Annotated in this window: 13 protein-coding genes; 3 read left to right on the forward strand and 10 right to left on the reverse strand. The window is 40.2% G+C overall.

What is annotated here, in order from left to right; translation table 11 throughout:
• Window positions 1-26 precede the first annotated feature (26 nt).
• Genes ACH59B_RS22565 through ACH59B_RS22580 form a run of 4 tightly spaced genes read right to left on the reverse strand, consistent with a single transcriptional unit; the run spans window position 27 to window position 4,095 of the window.
• The gene (locus tag ACH59B_RS22565) at window positions 27-440 is read right to left on the reverse strand and encodes an adenylyltransferase/cytidyltransferase family protein (protein ID WP_016822980.1); all 414 of its coding nucleotides are present in this window, start codon (window positions 438-440) and stop codon (window positions 27-29) included.
• Window positions 437-1,975 carry an asparagine synthase (glutamine-hydrolyzing) gene (gene asnB, locus ACH59B_RS22570; RefSeq protein WP_038978184.1) on the reverse strand — a complete coding sequence of 513 codons (1,539 nt, stop codon included), beginning with the start codon at window positions 1,973-1,975 and terminating at the stop codon, window positions 437-439. The genes ACH59B_RS22565 and asnB overlap by 4 nt, the downstream gene beginning before the upstream one ends.
• 13 nt (window positions 1,976-1,988) lie before the next feature.
• Entirely contained in the window at window positions 1,989-3,296 is a 1,308-nt protein-coding gene (locus tag ACH59B_RS22575; protein WP_017427437.1) for an ABC transporter ATP-binding protein, read from the reverse strand.
• A gap of 10 nt (window positions 3,297-3,306) precedes the next feature.
• Window positions 3,307-4,095 carry an ABC transporter permease gene (locus ACH59B_RS22580; protein WP_026065453.1) on the reverse strand — a complete coding sequence of 263 codons (789 nt, stop codon included), beginning with the start codon at window positions 4,093-4,095 and terminating at the stop codon, window positions 3,307-3,309.
• Window positions 4,096-4,245: 150 nt separating this feature from the next.
• Between ACH59B_RS22580 and ACH59B_RS22585 the strand changes: the two genes are divergently transcribed.
• Window positions 4,246-6,696: an O-antigen ligase family protein gene (locus tag ACH59B_RS22585; protein WP_016822976.1), complete on the forward strand. Its 2,451-nt coding sequence runs from the start codon at window positions 4,246-4,248 to the stop codon at window positions 6,694-6,696.
• A gap of 830 nt (window positions 6,697-7,526) precedes the next feature.
• Here ACH59B_RS22585 and ACH59B_RS22590 read toward each other — a convergent pair.
• From ACH59B_RS22590 to galU, 5 genes are all read right to left on the reverse strand, one after another.
• Complete coding sequence (locus tag ACH59B_RS22590) at window positions 7,527-7,631, reverse strand: hypothetical protein (protein ID WP_016822975.1); 105 nt, start codon at window positions 7,629-7,631, stop codon at window positions 7,527-7,529.
• Window positions 7,632-7,922: 291 nt separating this feature from the next.
• On the reverse strand, window positions 7,923-9,263 hold the full coding sequence (locus ACH59B_RS22595) for a lanthionine synthetase C family protein (RefSeq protein WP_016822974.1): 1,341 nt from the start codon (window positions 9,261-9,263) through the stop codon (window positions 7,923-7,925).
• Window positions 9,241-12,471, reverse strand: a complete 3,231-nt coding sequence (locus tag ACH59B_RS22600) for a lantibiotic dehydratase (RefSeq protein WP_404302729.1) — start codon at window positions 12,469-12,471, stop codon at window positions 9,241-9,243. Before ACH59B_RS22600 ends, ACH59B_RS22595 begins: the two co-directional genes overlap by 23 nt.
• A 75-nt stretch (window positions 12,472-12,546) precedes the next feature.
• Window positions 12,547-12,714: an FDLD family class I lanthipeptide gene (locus ACH59B_RS22605; RefSeq protein ID WP_192811795.1), complete on the reverse strand. Its 168-nt coding sequence runs from the start codon at window positions 12,712-12,714 to the stop codon at window positions 12,547-12,549.
• Window positions 12,715-14,000: 1,286 nt separating this feature from the next.
• On the reverse strand, window positions 14,001-14,882 hold the full coding sequence (galU, locus tag ACH59B_RS22610) for a UTP--glucose-1-phosphate uridylyltransferase GalU (protein WP_016822972.1): 882 nt from the start codon (window positions 14,880-14,882) through the stop codon (window positions 14,001-14,003).
• A 187-nt stretch (window positions 14,883-15,069) separates the two neighbouring features.
• Here galU and ACH59B_RS22615 point away from each other — a divergent pair, with 187 nt between their 5' ends.
• Together ACH59B_RS22615 and ACH59B_RS22620 are read left to right on the forward strand one after the other, a co-directional pair.
• A complete protein-coding gene (locus ACH59B_RS22615) occupies window positions 15,070-16,101 on the forward strand; it encodes a glycosyltransferase family 2 protein (protein WP_016822971.1) in 1,032 nt (343 codons plus the stop codon).
• 13 nt (window positions 16,102-16,114) lie between these two features.
• Window positions 16,115-16,552: a GtrA family protein gene (locus ACH59B_RS22620; protein WP_225164815.1), complete on the forward strand. Its 438-nt coding sequence runs from the start codon at window positions 16,115-16,117 to the stop codon at window positions 16,550-16,552.
• A gap of 102 nt (window positions 16,553-16,654) precedes the next feature.
• Here ACH59B_RS22620 and ACH59B_RS22625 read toward each other — a convergent pair whose 3' ends face one another.
• Window positions 16,655-19,165, reverse strand: a complete 2,511-nt coding sequence (locus ACH59B_RS22625) for a U32 family peptidase (protein ID WP_016822969.1) — start codon at window positions 19,163-19,165, stop codon at window positions 16,655-16,657.
• Window positions 19,166-19,534 lie beyond the last annotated feature (369 nt).

Here is a 19,534-nt window from a genome sequence, read left to right on the forward strand (position 1 = left end):
CCTCTTCCTTTCAGGCAAAAATCCACTTATTTTCTTAATTTCAGTAATGTCTCATTCAGTAAAGTTGATGATGTACTCTTCGTATAGGGAAAATATATAATTTTCACTCCAACTTCCTTAAACTGCAACTCGTACTGGTCCCAACGTTCATTTTGAAACCAATCATCACCAACGAACATTACGTCATACTTTAATTTTTGCCAAACCTCAAATTTATCCATGGAGTCCTGAGGAATTACAGTATCAACAAATTTGATATTTCTAACAATCTCAATTCTTTCCTCAAAAGGAATGACCGCTTTTTTGTACTTATATGAAACCAACTCATCTGTGGTCACACCCACAATGAGTTTGTCACAGAGTGACTTAGCATTTCTCAACAAATTCAAATGTCCAATATGAAATAAATCGAAGACTCCGGAAGTATAGCCGATAATCATAAGATTTCTCCTAACGTATTTAAATTGAAGTTAAACCATTTGTCGAATGTCGTCTTCCCTTCAATTTTTTCAGAAGATAGGACTCTTTCAAGTTGAACAGGAAAACCTACCTTTTTTCTGTTTACAATCTCTGCTGGGATAATGTCTTTAAAAATTCTCTTGAGCGGAGCCTTAACAACTCCATCCTTCATCTTATACTGAGCGTCTACCCCTGCAAGCCTTTCAATTAATCTGTAATCCAAGAAAGGAGATCTTGCTTCTACCGAATTTAACATCGAGGCACTATCCAGCCTTTTGAGTAACCCTCGCAAATGGGCTTGTTGAAAGAATGCCGCTACGATTTTTTGAGGGGACTTTAACTTCATAAAAGGTGCCAATGCATCTTCTACAATCTCTAAATCATCTTCCGATCCATAGGTGTAGAGATCACTAAAGGCTCGGATATCAAAGTCTGTGGTGCTACTAGCCCATCTGAAGATACGATCATATCCAAAGAAAAGCTCATCAGCGCCTTCTCCACTTAATATGACTGTGTTCTTAGCAGATGCTTGTTGTGTCATATGATACAGCAACACTTCGTTGGGCACAGACAGAGGCTCTTTTTTTACAATCACCAGTTCACGAGCTAATGATAAAAAGCGATCAGGATCAAATAATATCGGGTGATGAATAGTGTTATATCTTGTTGCTGCGATTTCAGACCACTCGAACTCATTATAATCTTCAAAGCCAACAGTCCAAGTATGCTCTACTCCAGCGAGTGCAGTAATAATCGTGCTATCCAAGCCTCCGCTAAGGTAACTTCCAATTTCAACATCTGCGATTTTGCGGTACTCTACTGCAGAACGAATTAAAAACTCAAGTTCCTCATCAGAAGGCGGCTCTTTCTCTGAATAATCAAGTTCCCAATATTTAATAAATTCGCCATTCTCATAGTAATATCCTGGGGGAAACTCTTTTATTTCATTATAGACAGTACGATTATTAAAAAAACATCTCATTTTTTTATATTGTCTTACAGCTGCTTGATCTAAAGAAACGTTGTGAACTAATGGGAGCAATGGAGCAATTTCAGAACTAAAAATGAACTCTTCACCATTTTTGTTGTAATAAAGCGGCTTTACTCCCATACGATCTCGTGCTGCAAAAAATGATTTGTGCTGGACGTCTAAAACAATAAAACTGAACATTCCATTAAGCCAATTCAACATTTGGGGACCATATTGAATGTAAAGCTTCAATAAAAGTTCAGTATCTGAGTTTGTTCTCATTTGAATTGAATAAGTAGAAGCTAATTCTTTATAATTATAGATTTCTCCATTAAATATAATCACATATCTTCCATCATCAGAAAAAAAAGGCTGATCACTTCTCTGATCCAGATCTAAAATGCTTAATCTGTTGTGACCAAGCATAAAATTTTCATGCTGGTATACACAAAGCGGGGCCGTAGGCCCCCGATGCTTCATTATATTTAATGAATTAAGAAATGCTTCTTTATTTATAGCTACATTAGAAAACAAAATCCCACACATTTTATCACCAGCCTTAATTAATAACTTGCAAATCTATTGTATTATCTACAAATATTAAACCTGGTACGTAATTATTCTCTGGCTTAGGAACCTCAAAAACAGCTGCTATACTTACGCTATCCAAATAAAGAGGCTCAAACGGCTTAGGCTTTAAGCCAATAGAAATGGTGTATTTACCACTTTCAGACAAAAGATTGCGGAAATTAAAGTTAACCTCAAGAATGCCCCCTGCTTGCATTTTCGGGACTAATTTGGCCTTATTGTAGATATTCATGCCAAACACATCTACACCAGTATGGTTTCTAACCATGTAGCCAATGGTTCCCTCGGAATCAATATCTTTATAATATTGTGCCAGCAAACGCAAAGTAACCATTTCGCCAAAAGGGACCTGGTTTACCACTTCTCCATTGACTAACAAGTCTGCCCTTATAAAACGTGCATCTCCCGTTCCTGAACGAAACTCATTGGCACGTTTTGCAAAAGCAGGATCCTCTTCTAACAACAACAGCGTACTCTTTTTATCCGTTTCGGAATTCACAAATGTATCCAAAGATTGGACACGCTTCATATCTGCAATTTCCTGGTTAATAATATTTTCATAAATTTGTGCTACGCGCTTCACTGGACCAATTTCGACCATGTGTCCCTTATCAATAAGCAATGCTGTATCACAAAAACTCTTAATGGTATCCATGGAATGAGAGACAAATAAAACTGTGCTCTTTTTAGAGAGCTCCTTCATTTTGGTGATACATTTGGCCTGAAAATAAATATCTCCAACAGACAAGGCCTCATCCACAATCAAAATGTCTGGATCAACATTGATGGCTACTGCAAAGGCTAATCGGGCAAACATACCGCTGGAGTACATTTTGACTGGTTGATTAATGAAGTCCCCAATATCCGCAAAGGATGTAATATCTTCTACCTTCTCATCCATTTCTGCTTTGCTATAGCCCATAAGCGTACCATTTAAATAAATATTTTCCATTCCAGTTAAATCCGGATTAAACCCAGCACCGAGTTCCAACAGAGCCGCAACTTTCCCATTCACCTTTATGCTTCCATGGGTAGGCGTAATTACGCCTGTAATCATTTTTAAAAGAGTCGATTTGCCCGAACCATTTTTACCGATAATGCCAATCGCTTGCCCTTTTTTAATAGAAAAGGAAAGGTCACTTATGGCTTTGAAATCAGAATGATATTTCTTTTTAAAAGGATGAATAGCCTCTTTTAAACGTTCATTGGGATTATCATATATTTTATATATTTTAGTGACATTATTAACTTCTACAGCAACTGATTCTGTTTGAGTCATACTCTTCTCCTCACAATACATCAGCAAAATGAGATTTCATTTTTTTGAAAATTTTGATTCCTATCGTACCTGCGATGATCACAATAGCCCAAAAGTAGATCGTCATGGATGGATGCTCCCAGAACCATTTGTGATTAATAAAGGTATCACGATATCCTTCAACAATATAGAAAACAGGATTAAGTTTAAAGAAAAACTGATACTTATCCTCGACAATATTCAAATTCCAAAAGATTGGCGTAAGCCAGAAAAACAATTGAATAAACACTCCTACAATTTGACCAACATCTTTTACAAAAACAACCAATGTCGCTGTTATGTAAGAAATGGACAAAGAAAGAAGAATGGTGGCCAATAAATAATAAAGGATTTGAATGTTATACATCGTAAATTCAACATTGTATATTTTGAACATAATGAAAAGAACGATGATAAAAAACACATGGACAAAAAGAGCAGCCAAAATTTTTACCATTGGTAGCAAGCCTACTCGGAAAACAATTTTCTTTACCAGATAATTGTTTTCAATAATACTATTGGTTGCAGTTGACAAGCTTTCCGAAAAGAATAACCACGGCACCATGCCTGTTAGTAACCAAAGTATAAAGGGTGTATCACCAATAGGTACATTTTTAAAACCAACCTGAAATACGACCCAATAAACAAGTATAGACACCATAGGATGTATAAAAGCCCAGAGTACCCCCATAAATGAACCAAGGTACCTAGATTGTATATCCTTTTTAGACAATTCCCAAAGTAACTTTAAATTTTTCGAAAAGTTTTGAGTTAAATTCATACGAGTGTGTCACGACCTTAAACATGGTTTGGTAAGTCTCTTACAATACAACAATGTAAATATGTGGGAAGTTTATTCTTGCGATATGGCTCTGACAGCTACTATATGCTAAAATGTTGACGTATCTACAAGAAAAGGAGATTGTAAACCTTGTCGAATCCAGTATACGGGAAACAGGCCAAAACGTCGACCCGTGACGATAAAAGGCCGGCTATGTTTTGGGTGTTAATTGTTGGCATGATTTTGTTTTTAGCTTGGGCCCCCTTCCAGGCGGCGCTTTTTAATGGTCAAATGCTCGACTTTGAGAAGCCTCTGTATTGGGCTTTGATCATCAGCACGATTCTGCTGATATTGGGAATCGTAACCTATTATAAGAATTTCAAATTGGAAGATCAAAGAGACTGGTTGGCTGTGCTTGTTATCTTACTTCCACTGACGTTCGTGCTTTCATTGATTTCTGCTGCTTCTCATTATCTCGCGATGAACATGGTAGTGGTGCAGTGCATCTATGCCTCGTTCTTCATCATTACATTGTACGCCTTGCGAGATCGGTTGAGCAACCAGATCATCCAAACCGCGATTATGACCGTAGCTTATATTATTATAGGCTTCGGCCTCATCAACTGGTTTGGACAGTGGGTATTGGCCGGACGACTCGTGGATTGGTTCTCAACAATGGTAAGCGGTAATCGCTACGTTGATGCCATAAAGATAGATACTAATGGTCCGCGTCTCACTTCCGTCTTCCAGTACGCGAATACATATGCGGCATTTTTGATGGCATTTTTGTTCGCAGCTATCTTTTGTCTGATGAAGTCGAAGACGTGGTATGGAAAAGCGACTCATGCCTTTATGCTGGTGCCTATATTGGTATCACTGTTCCTGACACTTTCACGTGGTGGTCTCATAATGCTGCCAGTCGTATTTGTTCTTTTACTTCTGTTCTTTAAGCCAGCACGGCAAATCTTATGGCTTTTACATTGCGCAATTGCGGGTGTCGTTTCACTTGCTATTTTGAGTCCTATTACAAATTGGGGATTACAGCTGAATCAGACCTACAACGGTGCTGTGGCTGCTAAAGGCTGGGGACTGCTTCTTGGGACTTCCTTGGTGACTGCAGTTGTTCTATGGCTTATACAAACCTCTCTGGGATCTCGTTTGGAAAAAAGGATGCACGGTCTAGCCTCACGTAAACTCTCTAATCTGTGGCTGCCTGTTGGCTCTGTGGTCGTGATTGGTGTAGTTGCGTTCCTGCTCATTGGTACAGGACTACGAACTTTTCTACCAGCCAATGTAGAGACACGTCTGGAAAATATCAACTTCCAACAGCATAGTGTGCTGGAACGTATAACCTTTTATCGCGATGCTTCCAAGCTAATTGCTGATTATCCGTTGATTGGCGCAGGTGGCGGCGGTTGGGCTACGCTGTATGGAAAATATCAAGACTATGGCTACACAAGCGCACAGGCACATAACTTTTTCATGCAGTATCTGGTAGAGGCCGGTATTCTTGGATTCATTATTTTTATGGCGTTTATCCTTTATATCTTCTATAAATACATTAAAGGTTACATCAAGAGCGATGAAGAAAAGCGGGATAGCCACTTCCTTTACCTGATCTTGGCAATGTCCATTTTGCTCCATAGTCTATTGGACTTTAATATGAGTTATGTGTTCATGGGTATACTGGTGTTTATTGGACTCGGGGGTATGGCTGCAGCAATGGATGCACAACCTGTAAAACGCTTGGCGATGAAGCCTGAAGGTTTCCGTCCGATTTATAGTATCGTCATTTGTGTTCTCAGTATTGTGCTTCTGTTTGTAGGGCTGCGCTTTGCACAAGCCAGCAATGCTGCCTGGGAAGCAAAAGCGCTGGAAAGCAGCAATTCGTTCGAACAACGACAAGCTGCTTATAATAAGGATTTGAATCTGCGCCCAACTCATATTGATTCAATTGTTGGTTTGTCTAGTATGTATTATCAGGTCTACAAGCAAACCAAACGCGAAGAGTTCTATACAGGCGGTATGACCATTGTTGATTTGGGGCTGCAGGCAGAACCGTATAATAGAAATATGCTGTTTATCAAAATGCGACTTGAGCAAGCTAAAGGAAACAATGACAAGGCATTTGCCATTTTGGAAAATAACCGTGCTAACTTCACCTGGGATCTGGATTGGTACAATTTGCTGATTACCCAAGCGTTTGAATTTGGCAATAAAGCTCGATTGGCTAAGGACTCAGCCAAGGAACAGAAGTATTTCCAAGCAGGTCTTGCTGCTTATCAGCAGGTTCTAGATGGGGTAGCTCATCTTAAGACGATTCCACCTGAAATTCAATTGATACGTACTTTTGAAGTAACTCCAAGCATTGCGCTCAGTGCTGGAAAAATTGAGTTCATGTCAGGTAAACCCGCCGAGGCTGCCGTCATCCTGAAAAACGGCTTGAAGGACGATCTGAGTGACGCTACGAATCGTGAGGTAACCCGATACTATATTGCCGCTTTGCAAAAGCAGGGACAAGATGACAAAGCATTGTACGATAAGCTGATTCAAGCTGATCCCAAGGAAAAAGAACTGATAAACGAACTGAAAAGAGAATAGTCCCTGGAGTTTAGTTGTTCTCTGTTTTGTTTATTTGAGGCTGTCCCATAAATCGATGGGATGTCCTAAAAAACAGAAAAGCCTATCCTTGCTAAAATGGATGTGGGACTACCCCACAACGTGAGACAATTAAAACACCTTCAAGAGAATGTAATCCTGTCGTAAGATAGGGGGATAACCTTGAAGGTGTTTTTGCGTTGGCAACTAGAGTGAGTTACCCGTTAGAAATAAAAAGTGAGAGCCCCCGAAATGAGATTGGCAGGAGTACCTGTAAAAGAGGTTATAGAGCAGTTGGAGATACGGAATATGACACAGAGCTCAAAACGTGGATGAAAAAACGGAGTATACCGTCTGGAGCAGCCTGTGGGCAAGCAATACAGCTACGGACAAGGTACGTGAACACTCTTTGGAGCTTGAAGAAGTAAGAGTAGAAAAAATGCACAAGGAGCTGGAAAGAAGGTGGAACCTAAAGTCGTCATTGCTTGGGTCGAGTCCATTCGAGAAGTCCTCAGGATCAACTCGCTCACGTTGTAAGTGAGGCTCTGAATTGGCTCGATGACACCACCTTAGACGCAACCTACCCTGAAAGGGACGAAACAACAATCATCGCAATAAGCTCATCAAATTCATTTTCTACGCCTATATACAGCGCATCTACTCATCCCGTCAAATCGTCAAAGCCGTTTAAGAGCTATTCCATTCATTTGGCTGGCCGCTCGTCACGTCGAGGTACAGCAAGCTTCTGCTCGTCATACTCGCTAACGACGTTCTTTCTTGCTATTGCTGTTACGGCTGTTTGGCGTCATTTTACCCTTGATCTCTTGCTTCTCCTAGCCCAGGAGCGCGTCCATTTCTACTTCCAACACCTCCTGTGCAGTCACCTGGTTTTTCTCCTTAATGAAAGCTCGCAGTTGCTCTTTTGACCAAAGCCCCATGTATTCTTCCCCCTTTCTATGACTTCCATTTTACTAAACAAACTATCTTACAGACTCTAGTGAATCAAAAAGCGCAGATTTCGGACTAATTCAGCCTTGTAACCTACGCTTTTTCTCATGAAGTTAATTATAATTCGTCTCATAGGCTGTTTCACTATAAAAAACTGCCTTTGAGATACCCCTTTTTATTGTTCATCTTTTGAGTGGAATTGTAACCCTGTTATCGATTAAGAACGCTAACCAGTTCCTCTCTGTGGTTTGAGTAATTCATCCGTTACTTTACTTATTACCTTAGCAAATCAATAAGCTCGCCCCCCAATCCTTTTCATCAGGATAAAGAGAATCTAGTAATGTCATGGCTATTCCCGAAACACCGTCAAGTAAACCTACATAATTTAAATTCTTAGTAGAATTAGAATCCCTATATAAATCATAAAAACCAAATGCCGATTCTTCATCAAACATTTTAACGACCGTTCGGAGCAAGCTTTGATAGTTTTCTTGCAATTCAGGATCGTGCGTGTCCCGATACATATGATAGGTAATTTTCAATAATCCTGAATATCCGTGGCATACCGTTGGTGAATAAATATTCCACTCTTCGATAGATTTTTTGTATATCGATTTAAATGCGTTTACAGCTAAAACCTCCAAGCTTCTATCCCCGATGGATCTACCTGCTAAAAATAGACTCCTCGCAACACCTGCCGAACCATAACACCAAGCATCCCGATGTTTTTTAGCGTATAATTGATCGTTTGTAAATTCTTCGTAGCTTATAATTAAGGGCCATTGTATTCTATCTGTTTGTTCCAATTTCCATTTTGTTATCCAGTCACAGTATCGTTGAATTGCCTCTATTTGACCAGGTACCTTTATATTTTGAAGTAACGCTATAGATAATAATGCCAAGGGGCCAGGAACTCCATGAGCTAAACCCATATTAAAATATCCAAATGGATATTCATCCTTTTCATGTGAAAGTAAATATTCATTTGAAATATACCAATTCGGAACCTCTTGTTTATCGTTGATAATCCTATCTTTACTTAGAAGAACAAGATACTCAAGAACACCAATAAGGAGCTCCCTAATTTCAGGTATATCAGAGAACAGTAACAGATACCTTCCTATGCCACTCCATCCGGAAATTACATCATAATCATTAATTGACGTACCTGATTCCAGCCCACTTTTTGCATTCAGTAGATCAGCACTACCATGACGCAATATTAAAGTGTTAATTTGGTTGATAAATCTCCTGTATTTTATACCATTGTCAGATAATAGATATGCGGCAAATCCAACACCAGATAATCCTTCCCATAGTGATAATGACGCTCCTGATTTCTTTAATGATTCACGAGTACTTAAAAGGTAGGAGTGTGCATACTCTTTTAATCTCTCATCCTTTAATACAGTACTTAGTCTCCCATACAAAATACTGATTGCTGGAAATCCAGTTGCCAGGCTTATATCATTCCAATTAAACTCCTCTTGTTTATCTACATGATTCTGCTCAGAAGAACATATAGTCTGTACATACTGGGGGTCAGTCAACCTGGCACTTATAACACTTACAATTTTTATAATATCGTTATGCAGGCTCTTATTGTTTTGTACTACTGTCATCAACGTTCAACTCCTTTGAAATACATTTTTTCTTGTGCTTTATTGATTCATTAAAATGATATAAAGAATGACTTAACAACGACATTATCTTTCTTTCCATTTTTCTATTCGTACCTATAAGACGGTTTAAATGCATATGAATGAGGCTACCTAGAATATTGGAAAATGTATTCGTTAAATCCTTTTCATGTTCAAGTGCCTCTTTATATTCATTTATTATTTTTTTTCGTTCTTGAAACTTAGATAATAAGTAGTCCCCGTATTCCAAATTTCTAAGTGAGGACCAATTGTCCGAAACATCGCACAAAATTATATAAAAAGTGCGATCCTTCATAAAATCTTTTACATGCTCCTTATGCCATTCTTCTTCATGAAACCAAGTAACTTGCCGTTCTACCGCTGGTATAAACTGATTTAAAATATCAATTACACTAATGAAACCAATAATCTCTATAGGAACATTCAGCTTATTGTTATATTTTAAAGAGACCAGTTCTACTGTAATCTTCGAATCAACAGCAAAAAAACGCTCCGCTATACTAATTAAACGTTTACCACCGTATCGCTCAATTTCCGGCTCATATGAATCAAATATTATTTTACTTAGTAGACCTCCAACCTTTAGGCGTCTAGCCCACATATGAATAGCAGGGATTAGTTGTTTACAAACAACGGATTCCTCACCATGAAGTCGTAACCGTATATGATGATCCGGATCTTTATACCTAACAATAAAATAACGATTTATTATTCCTTGATTCTCTACCTGCTCACAAAATGTTCTAATGTAATTGCCAATAAACTCTTCCTCTCGTTCAGACATACCATAAAGCTTTATATAAAGCCATTCACTTCCCGGTAAATATATAATGTTTGAATGCTCTCTGATTGGTCTTTGAATAAGATTCATATCTTCACACTGCTTCGGGGTCAAAGGTTCCTCTACATTTGTCCTTACTAAGGGAATAACGTACTCTGCGATAAAGCGCCCTTCTTTCCCTCTAGCCCATACGTCACTTGGTTCAAATCCACTCTCGGTTAACCATAATGATTGTGAATCACTTAATTTATGATATTTCTCAAATAACTCTAATATAAAAAACTCATTTTTAAGATCAATTAGTACTCTGTTATCTGAAACAGAAGTGGTAATATAAACATATCTTGGAACGCGCCACTCCCCTCTCCACTTTTCAAAACCCTCAATCCAATCCTCCTCGTTTTTACATTTTTTTAATTCATCGTTATTTTTATTAAGCGACCATTTCGCTAAAGATAAAATTATGTTTTTATATTTCACACGAGGCAGCATAGGGAATTCCGATAGGCCTCCCCACTGAAAAGGCAAAATGCTTCTGTGTCTTTCTTGTGAAATTTCCATTAAAAAACGGTATACATTGGGAGCATTATTGTAATTTAGCATGTTGGTGGAAACTGGGATTATCTCTTTATTCAACGACTGTGACTTTAAATAAAAGTAATTGTGGGTACATCCTACATATAAATCAGAAATTGAAATTTGTTTTGAAGTATCTACATTGGAATAATTAGTTCCCAACACAATTTGGTGACTACATGATTTGTTGGTAATCACTACGTTAGAATGTCTACTATTGACCGTTAAATATACAAGTTCAGCAAATATAGCATCTTTTCTGTATTCCTCTTGAATTTTATACGTGTTCGTGATCTTCTCTCTTGCAGTCTTATCTAGGATTGGTCCAAACCTTCCAAATGTTTTACCTGCACCTGCACTTCCCGAATTGGGGTTGATAATGACCTTATATTCGTTATTTTTCAAAGCTTCTTCGCTATTTGCTGCTATGGTAACATACATTTCTATAGAGGTAGGGGGCAAAAGCTCATCAGATAAAGTCTCGATCCTCTTTAATTTTTCATCCGTCAGTTCTATTTCTATTTTTCCTTCTTTAATAACATTTGTAATCCAGTTTGCCAGAACCTTCTCTCTCTCTGCATTTAGTATTGGGTGTTCTAAACTATATCTACTCTCAGGATATTTATAATCAGGCGGAGCCCCTAACCCTAAATCTTCGTCCAAAAGCTCTAAGATCGGAACTTGACAATCAATACCATATTTCTCTATAAAATCATTTCGGTACTGTGTCCAATGAGGATTACTCAAATCCGGCGACAGCCTCCATAAGATTTCTGCTGATCTAGCAATATCTTTAGAGACATTTTGGCTTAAAAAGGCTTCTTCTACTTTTGTCTCCATATCAATCTGCAAAGTTTCCTTCGTTGGAACTAATTTTCTCATTCTTATACATAGCTGATTGTACAAGGATTCCCCCTTACCTATTGGAGAATCATCGTATTGTTTTATTTCTTCACTAATTTCATCGAGACCTTTTTTGATATATTCAATATTGTTTATAGGTGCTATCTGTTTTCGTAGATATTCAAAAGGCAAATCCATATTATCTATGCATAATGGTGGTCTCAAATTGCTAATTAAAAACTCCTGATTCAATAGCTTCATCAGAAATTCAGTTATTAAAGTTTCATTGTTTTCGGGATACTCTTCTTGTATTTTCTTAACTAGATTAGCAAAAGGAATCGGAGTTTGTGCATAATCCATCACAAGCTGAACCGGCTTGGACGCTTTTATCGAACTACTTTTCATTCGTTTTACATCAGGATCGTGGTGTTGTTCAATATAGTTTAAAAATGGCAATTTTATTCTTGTACCAGATAAATACAAGGTTGGATTAGTCCGCACCGCCAACTGTTTTACCACATTTCCCTCTTTCTCTAAATATTTAACCAATCCCATGATCCATTCCATATCTGGACGGGATATTTTCCTGTTCTGCCTAGTATCACCCACTTCCAAGCAGCTAAGTTCCGAAAAGAGACCTATAGAAACCCCAGAAAAAATCCCATAAGGTGTAGCTCTTGAAGAAAGCCTGATTAGATAATTCACAACTGCCCGTAGCACCGTGTTCATTTTTTTAGTATTTTTATTGGTTAGGACATTATTGATAGAATTCATAAGTGAAGGGCTGGCTATGGTGATCGCTTCCCGTATAACAGGGTCTGTTAACAAAGATAAAGCCTTGTTCCTTGTCACATCATATGTAGTACTTTCACTGAATAAGTTATAGTAAAAATCAATAGGCAGTAGTGGTACTCTCACCATAAAAAAATCTAATGACTGAAACATATTTATATTTGTAACTTTATCCACTATAGGATAACCTCCTCCTGAAGTAAAAGACCCTGGATGTATGAAATAATATCCAGGGTCAGATTTCTTTTAAAGTTAGCACCAACACTCACAAGTCACATGTGTACCAAGGCATCTAGAAACACTACAAGTTACAGTGCTTGTGCAAGGATTTTTCGCTTGCTTTAATGTTAGATCATTAATTTGTAAGTCCAAATCAAGGGTGTCCTCTTGTTCGAAAAAGACTAATTCTGGAGAATTCATCTTAATCCCTCCCTTCGATAAAGTTGAGAGAACCTCAATGGGCAACCTCTCAATATATAAGACGCATCAAGAGAAAAAAAGTTTCTTTTTATTACATCTATTTAAAATTTTTACCTTTTTTACACAATGAAAGCATCTCCTGATACTGGCTAGTATCTCGGCCTGACAAGTCATGGAGCAATTGGGCATATGAAATAAGAACAAGTAAAAATCATGTTAAGGTCGTATCTTAACGGCGAATTGAAACGGATAAAGCTGCCTCTCGGTAAACAATACAGCTATAAAAAAGAACCTGAGCATACATTCAGAGTTTGAGCAACCAAAAAACGGAAAATTGGTTTTTAAAGCAACAATTAGACGCTCTAAAAAGTACAAGGGAGTTGAAGGGGGATGTCACCAGAGACTACTTAGTACAATGGGGAAATCTATTTCGGGAAAAGTGAATTTGAAGTCAAGCTTGTGATGGATAGGTCTTCCTCAAGCCATATACTTCCACTAGAAAGCAGCTACGAGGCCGTGGAGAAGAACTTCTCGTAGGAATGTTCGCGAACTCTACATACAGCATAAAACTCGGTATGGATACAGGAAAGCCACGGACTTGTTTCTTATGAGCATAAGGTCAATCATAAACTTGTACAATAAATCATGTAGGGTGAGCAGTTACAATGTCATCTCAAACTCAAGAAACGAAAACGCACAGAATCAGCCAACTTATATAGTAGTGCATCTCTATTAAAGCACCAATTCGGGATCGAAGCCCTATGCAAAAAATCGTTATGGAAATTACGTATTTACCGTTTGGCGAGAAAATGTTGTATCTGTCGAGTATCTTTGAATTTAAATGGAGAAATTGTGGCATAAAGTGTAGCTGACAAGCAAAATACCGCGTTTGTCTTGGATACGCTTCACCAATTACCGTTTCTACCAGGTACAATACTCCATAGCAATCAAGGCAGCGTTTATAATCCAAAGCGTATCAGAAAGTTGGAAAGGTAAAAAGCATTACCATAAGCTCCCCCGCAAGGGGGGGGACTGCTGATAATGCTCCATCAAGTCGTTCCATTCCACGTTAAAGTCTGAAACGTGCTATCTCAAGGTTTGAGCTATACAACAACGGACATCGTCGAACGGACGGTTCAGGACTACTTTACCTACTAACCTTAATTTGCATTCAACAGAACTAAATAACCAATCGCCAGTTCGTTTCTAGCAACTGGTCCTTAAACTGAAAAGTATTTGCTCTCTGTCTTACAAATAGGGATCAGTCCTACTTCTTACAGTAAGGTTTATTTTTGTTGGTCAATCTCTTTAATAACCTGTCTCATATAAGCCAGCACTTCATCCTTAATCTCGTTATGCTGTAGAGCATAATGAATGGTTGTTTCAATGAATCCCAGCTTCTCGCCAACGTCATGGCGGTTGCCATCAAATTCATAAGCTAGGATCGGACTCTTTTCTCCCAGTTTGGACAATGCATCCGTTAACTGAATCTCCCCACCTACTCCTGCGGATTGCTGACCTAGGATATCAAAAATATCAGGTGTCAAGATATAACGTCCCATGATCGCTAAGTTGGAGTTGGCTTCTTCCTTCTTAGGCTTTTCCACCAATCGTTCCGCCTCAGAGATTTTGGAAGTAAGTGCATGGCCTTCAACAATCCCGTAACGATGTACCTCGTTCCAATCGACTTGTTTTACACCTACAATAGAACGCTGATACTCATCGAACACGTCAATCATCTGCTTGAGACATGGATTCTCAGACTCTACGATGTCATCACCCAAAAGGACGGCAAAAGGTTCATCACCAATAAACTTACGTGCACACCAGATGGCATGCCCCAAGCCTTTAGGTTCCTTTTGACGAATATAGTGGATATCTGCCATCTCTGATGGCTTGCGTACTTCATTGAGCAGGTTCCATTTTTCCTTCGAAGTCAAGTTATGCTCCAGCTCGAAGGAGTAGTCAAAATGATCCTCAATTGCCCTTTTGCCTTTACCAGTAACGATAATGATATCTTCTATACCAGATGCAACAGCTTCTTCAATAATATATTGAATGGTTGGTTTGTCTACAATGGGAAGCATCTCTTTAGGCATCGCTTTGGTCGCAGGAAGGAACCGGGTTCCTAATCCCGCAGCAGGAATAATTGCTTTACGGATTTTCATAGGTAAAACTCCTTTTCGACAAATCTTACTAAATTATTCAATAGTTTGAGTAACGTTTGGAAATTGCTAATAGTTTATTATAGCACTTAGTCATTGCATTGTTATATAATTTAAGTAAACCATATTATAGACTAAAAAAGATAGAAATTTGAGTACCAGATAAGCCAAAATTTGAGGAGAGAGTTCTTTGGATTCAATAATCAGTAACCCTGTTTTAACGTTAGTTATTCCCTGTTATAACGAAGAAGAAGTACTGCCTGAAACCATAAGCAGACTTACGGTGATTCTGGAAGAGTTGGCTGAGAGCGAACTCATTTCTAAACATAGTAAAATGTTGTTTGTTGATGATGGTAGCCGTGATCAAACATGGGACATCATCGCATCATATAATCTAAAAAATCCTTTTGTCAGTGGTCTCAAATTGGCGAAAAATGCGGGCCATCAAAACGCTCTATTATCTGGGTTAATGGAAGCTAAAGAAACCTCAGATTGTGTGATATCCGTTGACGCTGACCTACAGGATGATCTCAATGCCATCAGAGAATTCATAATAAAATTCAAAGAAGGTAATGACATCGTGTATGGGGTGCGAAAAAGTAGAACTACCGATACATTTTTCAAACGTTCAACAGCCCAAGGCTTCTACCGTCTGATGAGTAAAATGGGCGTCAATATCGTATACAATCATGCAGATTACCGTTTAATGAGCAAAAGGGTTCTCCAGGAATTAGCCAATTTTAAAGAGGTAAATCTCTTTTTACGTGGTCTAGTTCCGTTAATAGGTTATAAGTCTACTGAAGTGTATTACGATCGACACGAACGCTTTGCAGGTGAATCCAAATATCCTTTAAAGAAAATGCTCGCTTTTGCTTTCGATGGAATCACCTCGTTTAGCGTAACCCCGATACGGCTTATTTCGGCTGTGGGTTTTGGAATGTTTGGCATAAGCTTATTAATAGCTGCCTATACCCTTATTAGCAAGTTCCTTGGTACCACCGTTTGGGGCTGGTCTTCTCTAATGTTGTCCATCTGGTTTATAGGTGGTCTACAACTCGTCGCACTCGGACTCATTGGCGAGTATATCGGTAAAATATATAAAGAAGTAAAACAAAGACCTAAATATATTATTGAGACTATTTTAGATTCCCAGAGCACCTTTGATACTGAAAACACAAAGAAAGTGAATAATAGTGAAAGGGAAGCTGTAGCGGTCCAATAACAGATGCGAACAGGTGACTAATTTGACTTTATTTCAGAATAGTTTTTTCCGTTTTCTTGTCGTAGGTGTTCTAAATACAATATGCGGCATGTCCGTCATGTTCTTGCTATTTAATATTTTAGAGACTAACTACTGGTTATCGACCTTTATCGGTAATTCTGTAGGCGCCACTGTAAGCTATTTCTTAAACAAAAGATTTACCTTCAAAAATGATGCAAACCATGGACAGACCATTTGGAAGTTCATCTCTATTATATTGATATGCTATATACTGTCGTATTGTCTCAGCTATCTAATCAGTCACTACCTGATCTCAAGTTTGAGCATTAAAAATAATGAGATTCTAGGCAACGTGTCTATTCTAATCGGGAATGTTTTCTATACTTTAATTAATTATGTTGGACAAAAATTTATTGTTTTTTCTAAGAAAACAAGCGCCCAAAAAGTATAGCAATAAGAGGCTCAATGGTAATTTTTTATATAAACTAGCAAATAGAAAAGGGTATGTGCTGTCAAAGCACATACCCTTTTCGCTTTTTCTATAGCAGCCTTGTTACTTCACCAGTTGCCCACGTGTAACCCCTAGCTGATTCGTCGCTTTCAGCGTCTTCCATACTTGTGTTCCGCTAATTTCTCCGCGCAAGGCACGGTTATAGAGATCAATAACCTCATGAACTTGCTCTGGTGTCTCCTCCAAAAATTCCACGCGGTAACGGGACACGCCTAGTTCTAGGAAGTTAGTCAGGTATTCCGCGCCTGATTGCTCAATCGCGTTGTACACCGTATTACGGCATCCTTCGTCCACACGAACCGGGTGAGACATTCCAATACGATCACGCAGGGATGCACGATGGTCCTCACATGGACGACCGCAGTTGGTGTAGTCTGTGCCTTCACTCATAAAAGTACAATACACGCAGTGTTCGGTATGGAACATCGGCAAATGCTGCTGGATGACGATCTCCAGCTTGTCGGTACGTGTACGTCCCAGCATATCGACCATCTGTTGGATGTTCAAATCATATGACGGTGTCACCAGGTCGCAGCCGGAATCCAGGAACAGGTCAGCCGCTTTATGGTTGGCGATATTCAGCGAGAAGTCGCCAATCAATTGCGGATGATGTGCATCCGGGTTCTCCAAGCGGTGACGCATGTAAAAATACAATGCTCCCGGATTGCGTACCAGCACAGCATCCGGTTGCAGGCGCAGGATATTGTTGTGATATCCGTTTTCGCCTGGCATGTGAATACGCGGAGTCACCAGCGCAATTCGGCGCCCAGCGCCGTGCACAGCCTCTACGGCTGCCGGGAATTGCTTGATGAACTCGAAGTCGGCGTAGATGAACTCCACGCCGGCCTCAAGCGCAGCCTCCACCTGAGGGAGGCTGCGGCACAGCGCGGTCAGCTCTGCCTGACCACGTGCCACAGACGATGCCGGAGTCGCTGCATCGCCATACACCTCTACCGCCCGCTTCGTGTATACGGGTGGTTTGGGGCGCTCGCCCGCGAGCAGTTCCACCGCCTGACGGCGGATGCTGTTCAGCTCGCGCATGGGTACGATGACGTCCCCATGCAGATGGACGTCCAACTCCTCCAGCTGGAACACGGTTCCGCCCAGTCGGCCGAACTGCTCTTCGAGCAGTTCGTGCGTCATCGGACGCTTCTGGGCGATTTCAAGTTCCAGCTCAGAGTCCACGCGGACCGTTGTGCCTTTCTGCACGTCGGTCCACCATGTCGACAGCGGCTGTCCTGGGGAGCCGCTGACCCGCACATGTACCGGGAAGACACGGTACGGTTTTTCGGTTTCGTACGACTGGCGCAGACGCTTGTCCAGCGCCGGGTCGTTGGTCTTCCAAATACGGTCGCCCACGTGCACTCGGCGCAGATCCACATCATTGCGTCCCGCTACGATGTCAACGATCCAGCCTTCTCCAGCTTCGCCTTCAATCTTCACGCCCTTGCGGCGGATATCATATACGCGTCCGCCTTCTTCTTTTTGCGTAGGATCTCCTGCATCAAATACAATACCATCGCCACGCTTGAGCGGGGCGTCGATACGGCATACTACACCATCACGTAGGATTTGCTCCACTCGGCCGAGATACACGCCCCGGCTTTTCGGGAACGTACCGTCCACCAGCTTTTTGTTATTCGTTCCTTCCAGAAACCCGTGTGTAAAGCCGCGTGAAAAACTCTGCTGCAGCTCGCGGATATCTTCTTTGCTCGTCTTGGACGTATCGCCGTCAAAATACTTGTCAATGGCCTTGCGATATTTGCTAACCACATTCGCTACATATTCAGGCGTTTTCAGTCGCCCTTCAATTTTAAAGGAAACCACACCTGCATCGATCAGTTCTGGCATCAAATCAATGGCTGCCAGATCCTTGGGGGATAGCAGATATGTCACATCGGCCATCGGCTTTTGCTCTCCATCCACCATCAAATCGTAAGGCAAACGGCATGCCTGTGCACATTCACCACGGTTTGCAGAGCGTCCGCCCCACATTTCTGAAGTCAGGCATTGGCCTGAATAAGATACGCACAACGCTCCATGCACGAATACTTCCATCGGAAGTCTCGCTTGATCGCCAATTTTTTGAATCTGTTTTAGATTATTTTCACGCCCCAGCACAACCCGTTCCATGTTGTACGGCTTCGTGAATTCTACAGCCTCCGGCGAGGTAATCGTCATTTGAGTAGAACCATGGATCGGGAAATCCGGCGAAATGTCGCGAATCATTTTCACCAAGCCCATGTCCTGAACAATTAGGGCATCGACACCGGCATCAATACAGGCATCAACCAGCTCTTTAGCGTCCTCCAGCTCATTTTCAAATACCAGTATATTGAATGTCAAAAAGCCCTTAACCCCGTAGCTATGCAAAAAGGCCATAATTTCGGGCAATTCATCCATGCGAAAATTATTCGCCCGTGCCCGTGCATTGAACTTTTCCACCCCAAAAAAGATTGCATCGGCTCCGTTCGCTACCGCCGCACGCATACAATCCCAGTCACCTGCTGGTGCCAGAAGCTCGACATCTTCTCTTCGTACTGCTGATTTCATTATTGCCCTCCCTATATGCTGAAAACGAATGGTCCCTCATTGGAGCATCGTTGTTTTCAGGGCAGCTATGCTGCTTACTTGGTAATCTCATTAATGTTCCATCCACTCATTCCAAAGCTGGTTATGTTCAGTCAGGGATATGGAAACCTACTAAGAATCTTATTTCTTAAGCCTATCTGTCTCTATCATCTTGTCCGATCATTCACACGCTGAACCATCGGTCACTTACCTGAAACGCATCCAACTCAAAAAATCCGCATCACAAACATCTGCGGCAGAAATTATTCTTATCTTGTAACTAATCTAGTGTACCAGACTGCGCCCCAAGCTTCTACACTTTCCAAGCGATTCCTTTAAAAATATAATACT

The organism is Paenibacillus sp. DP01, assembly GCF_044784315.1.
GTDB lineage: Bacteria > Bacillota > Bacilli > Paenibacillales > Paenibacillaceae > Paenibacillus > Paenibacillus polymyxa.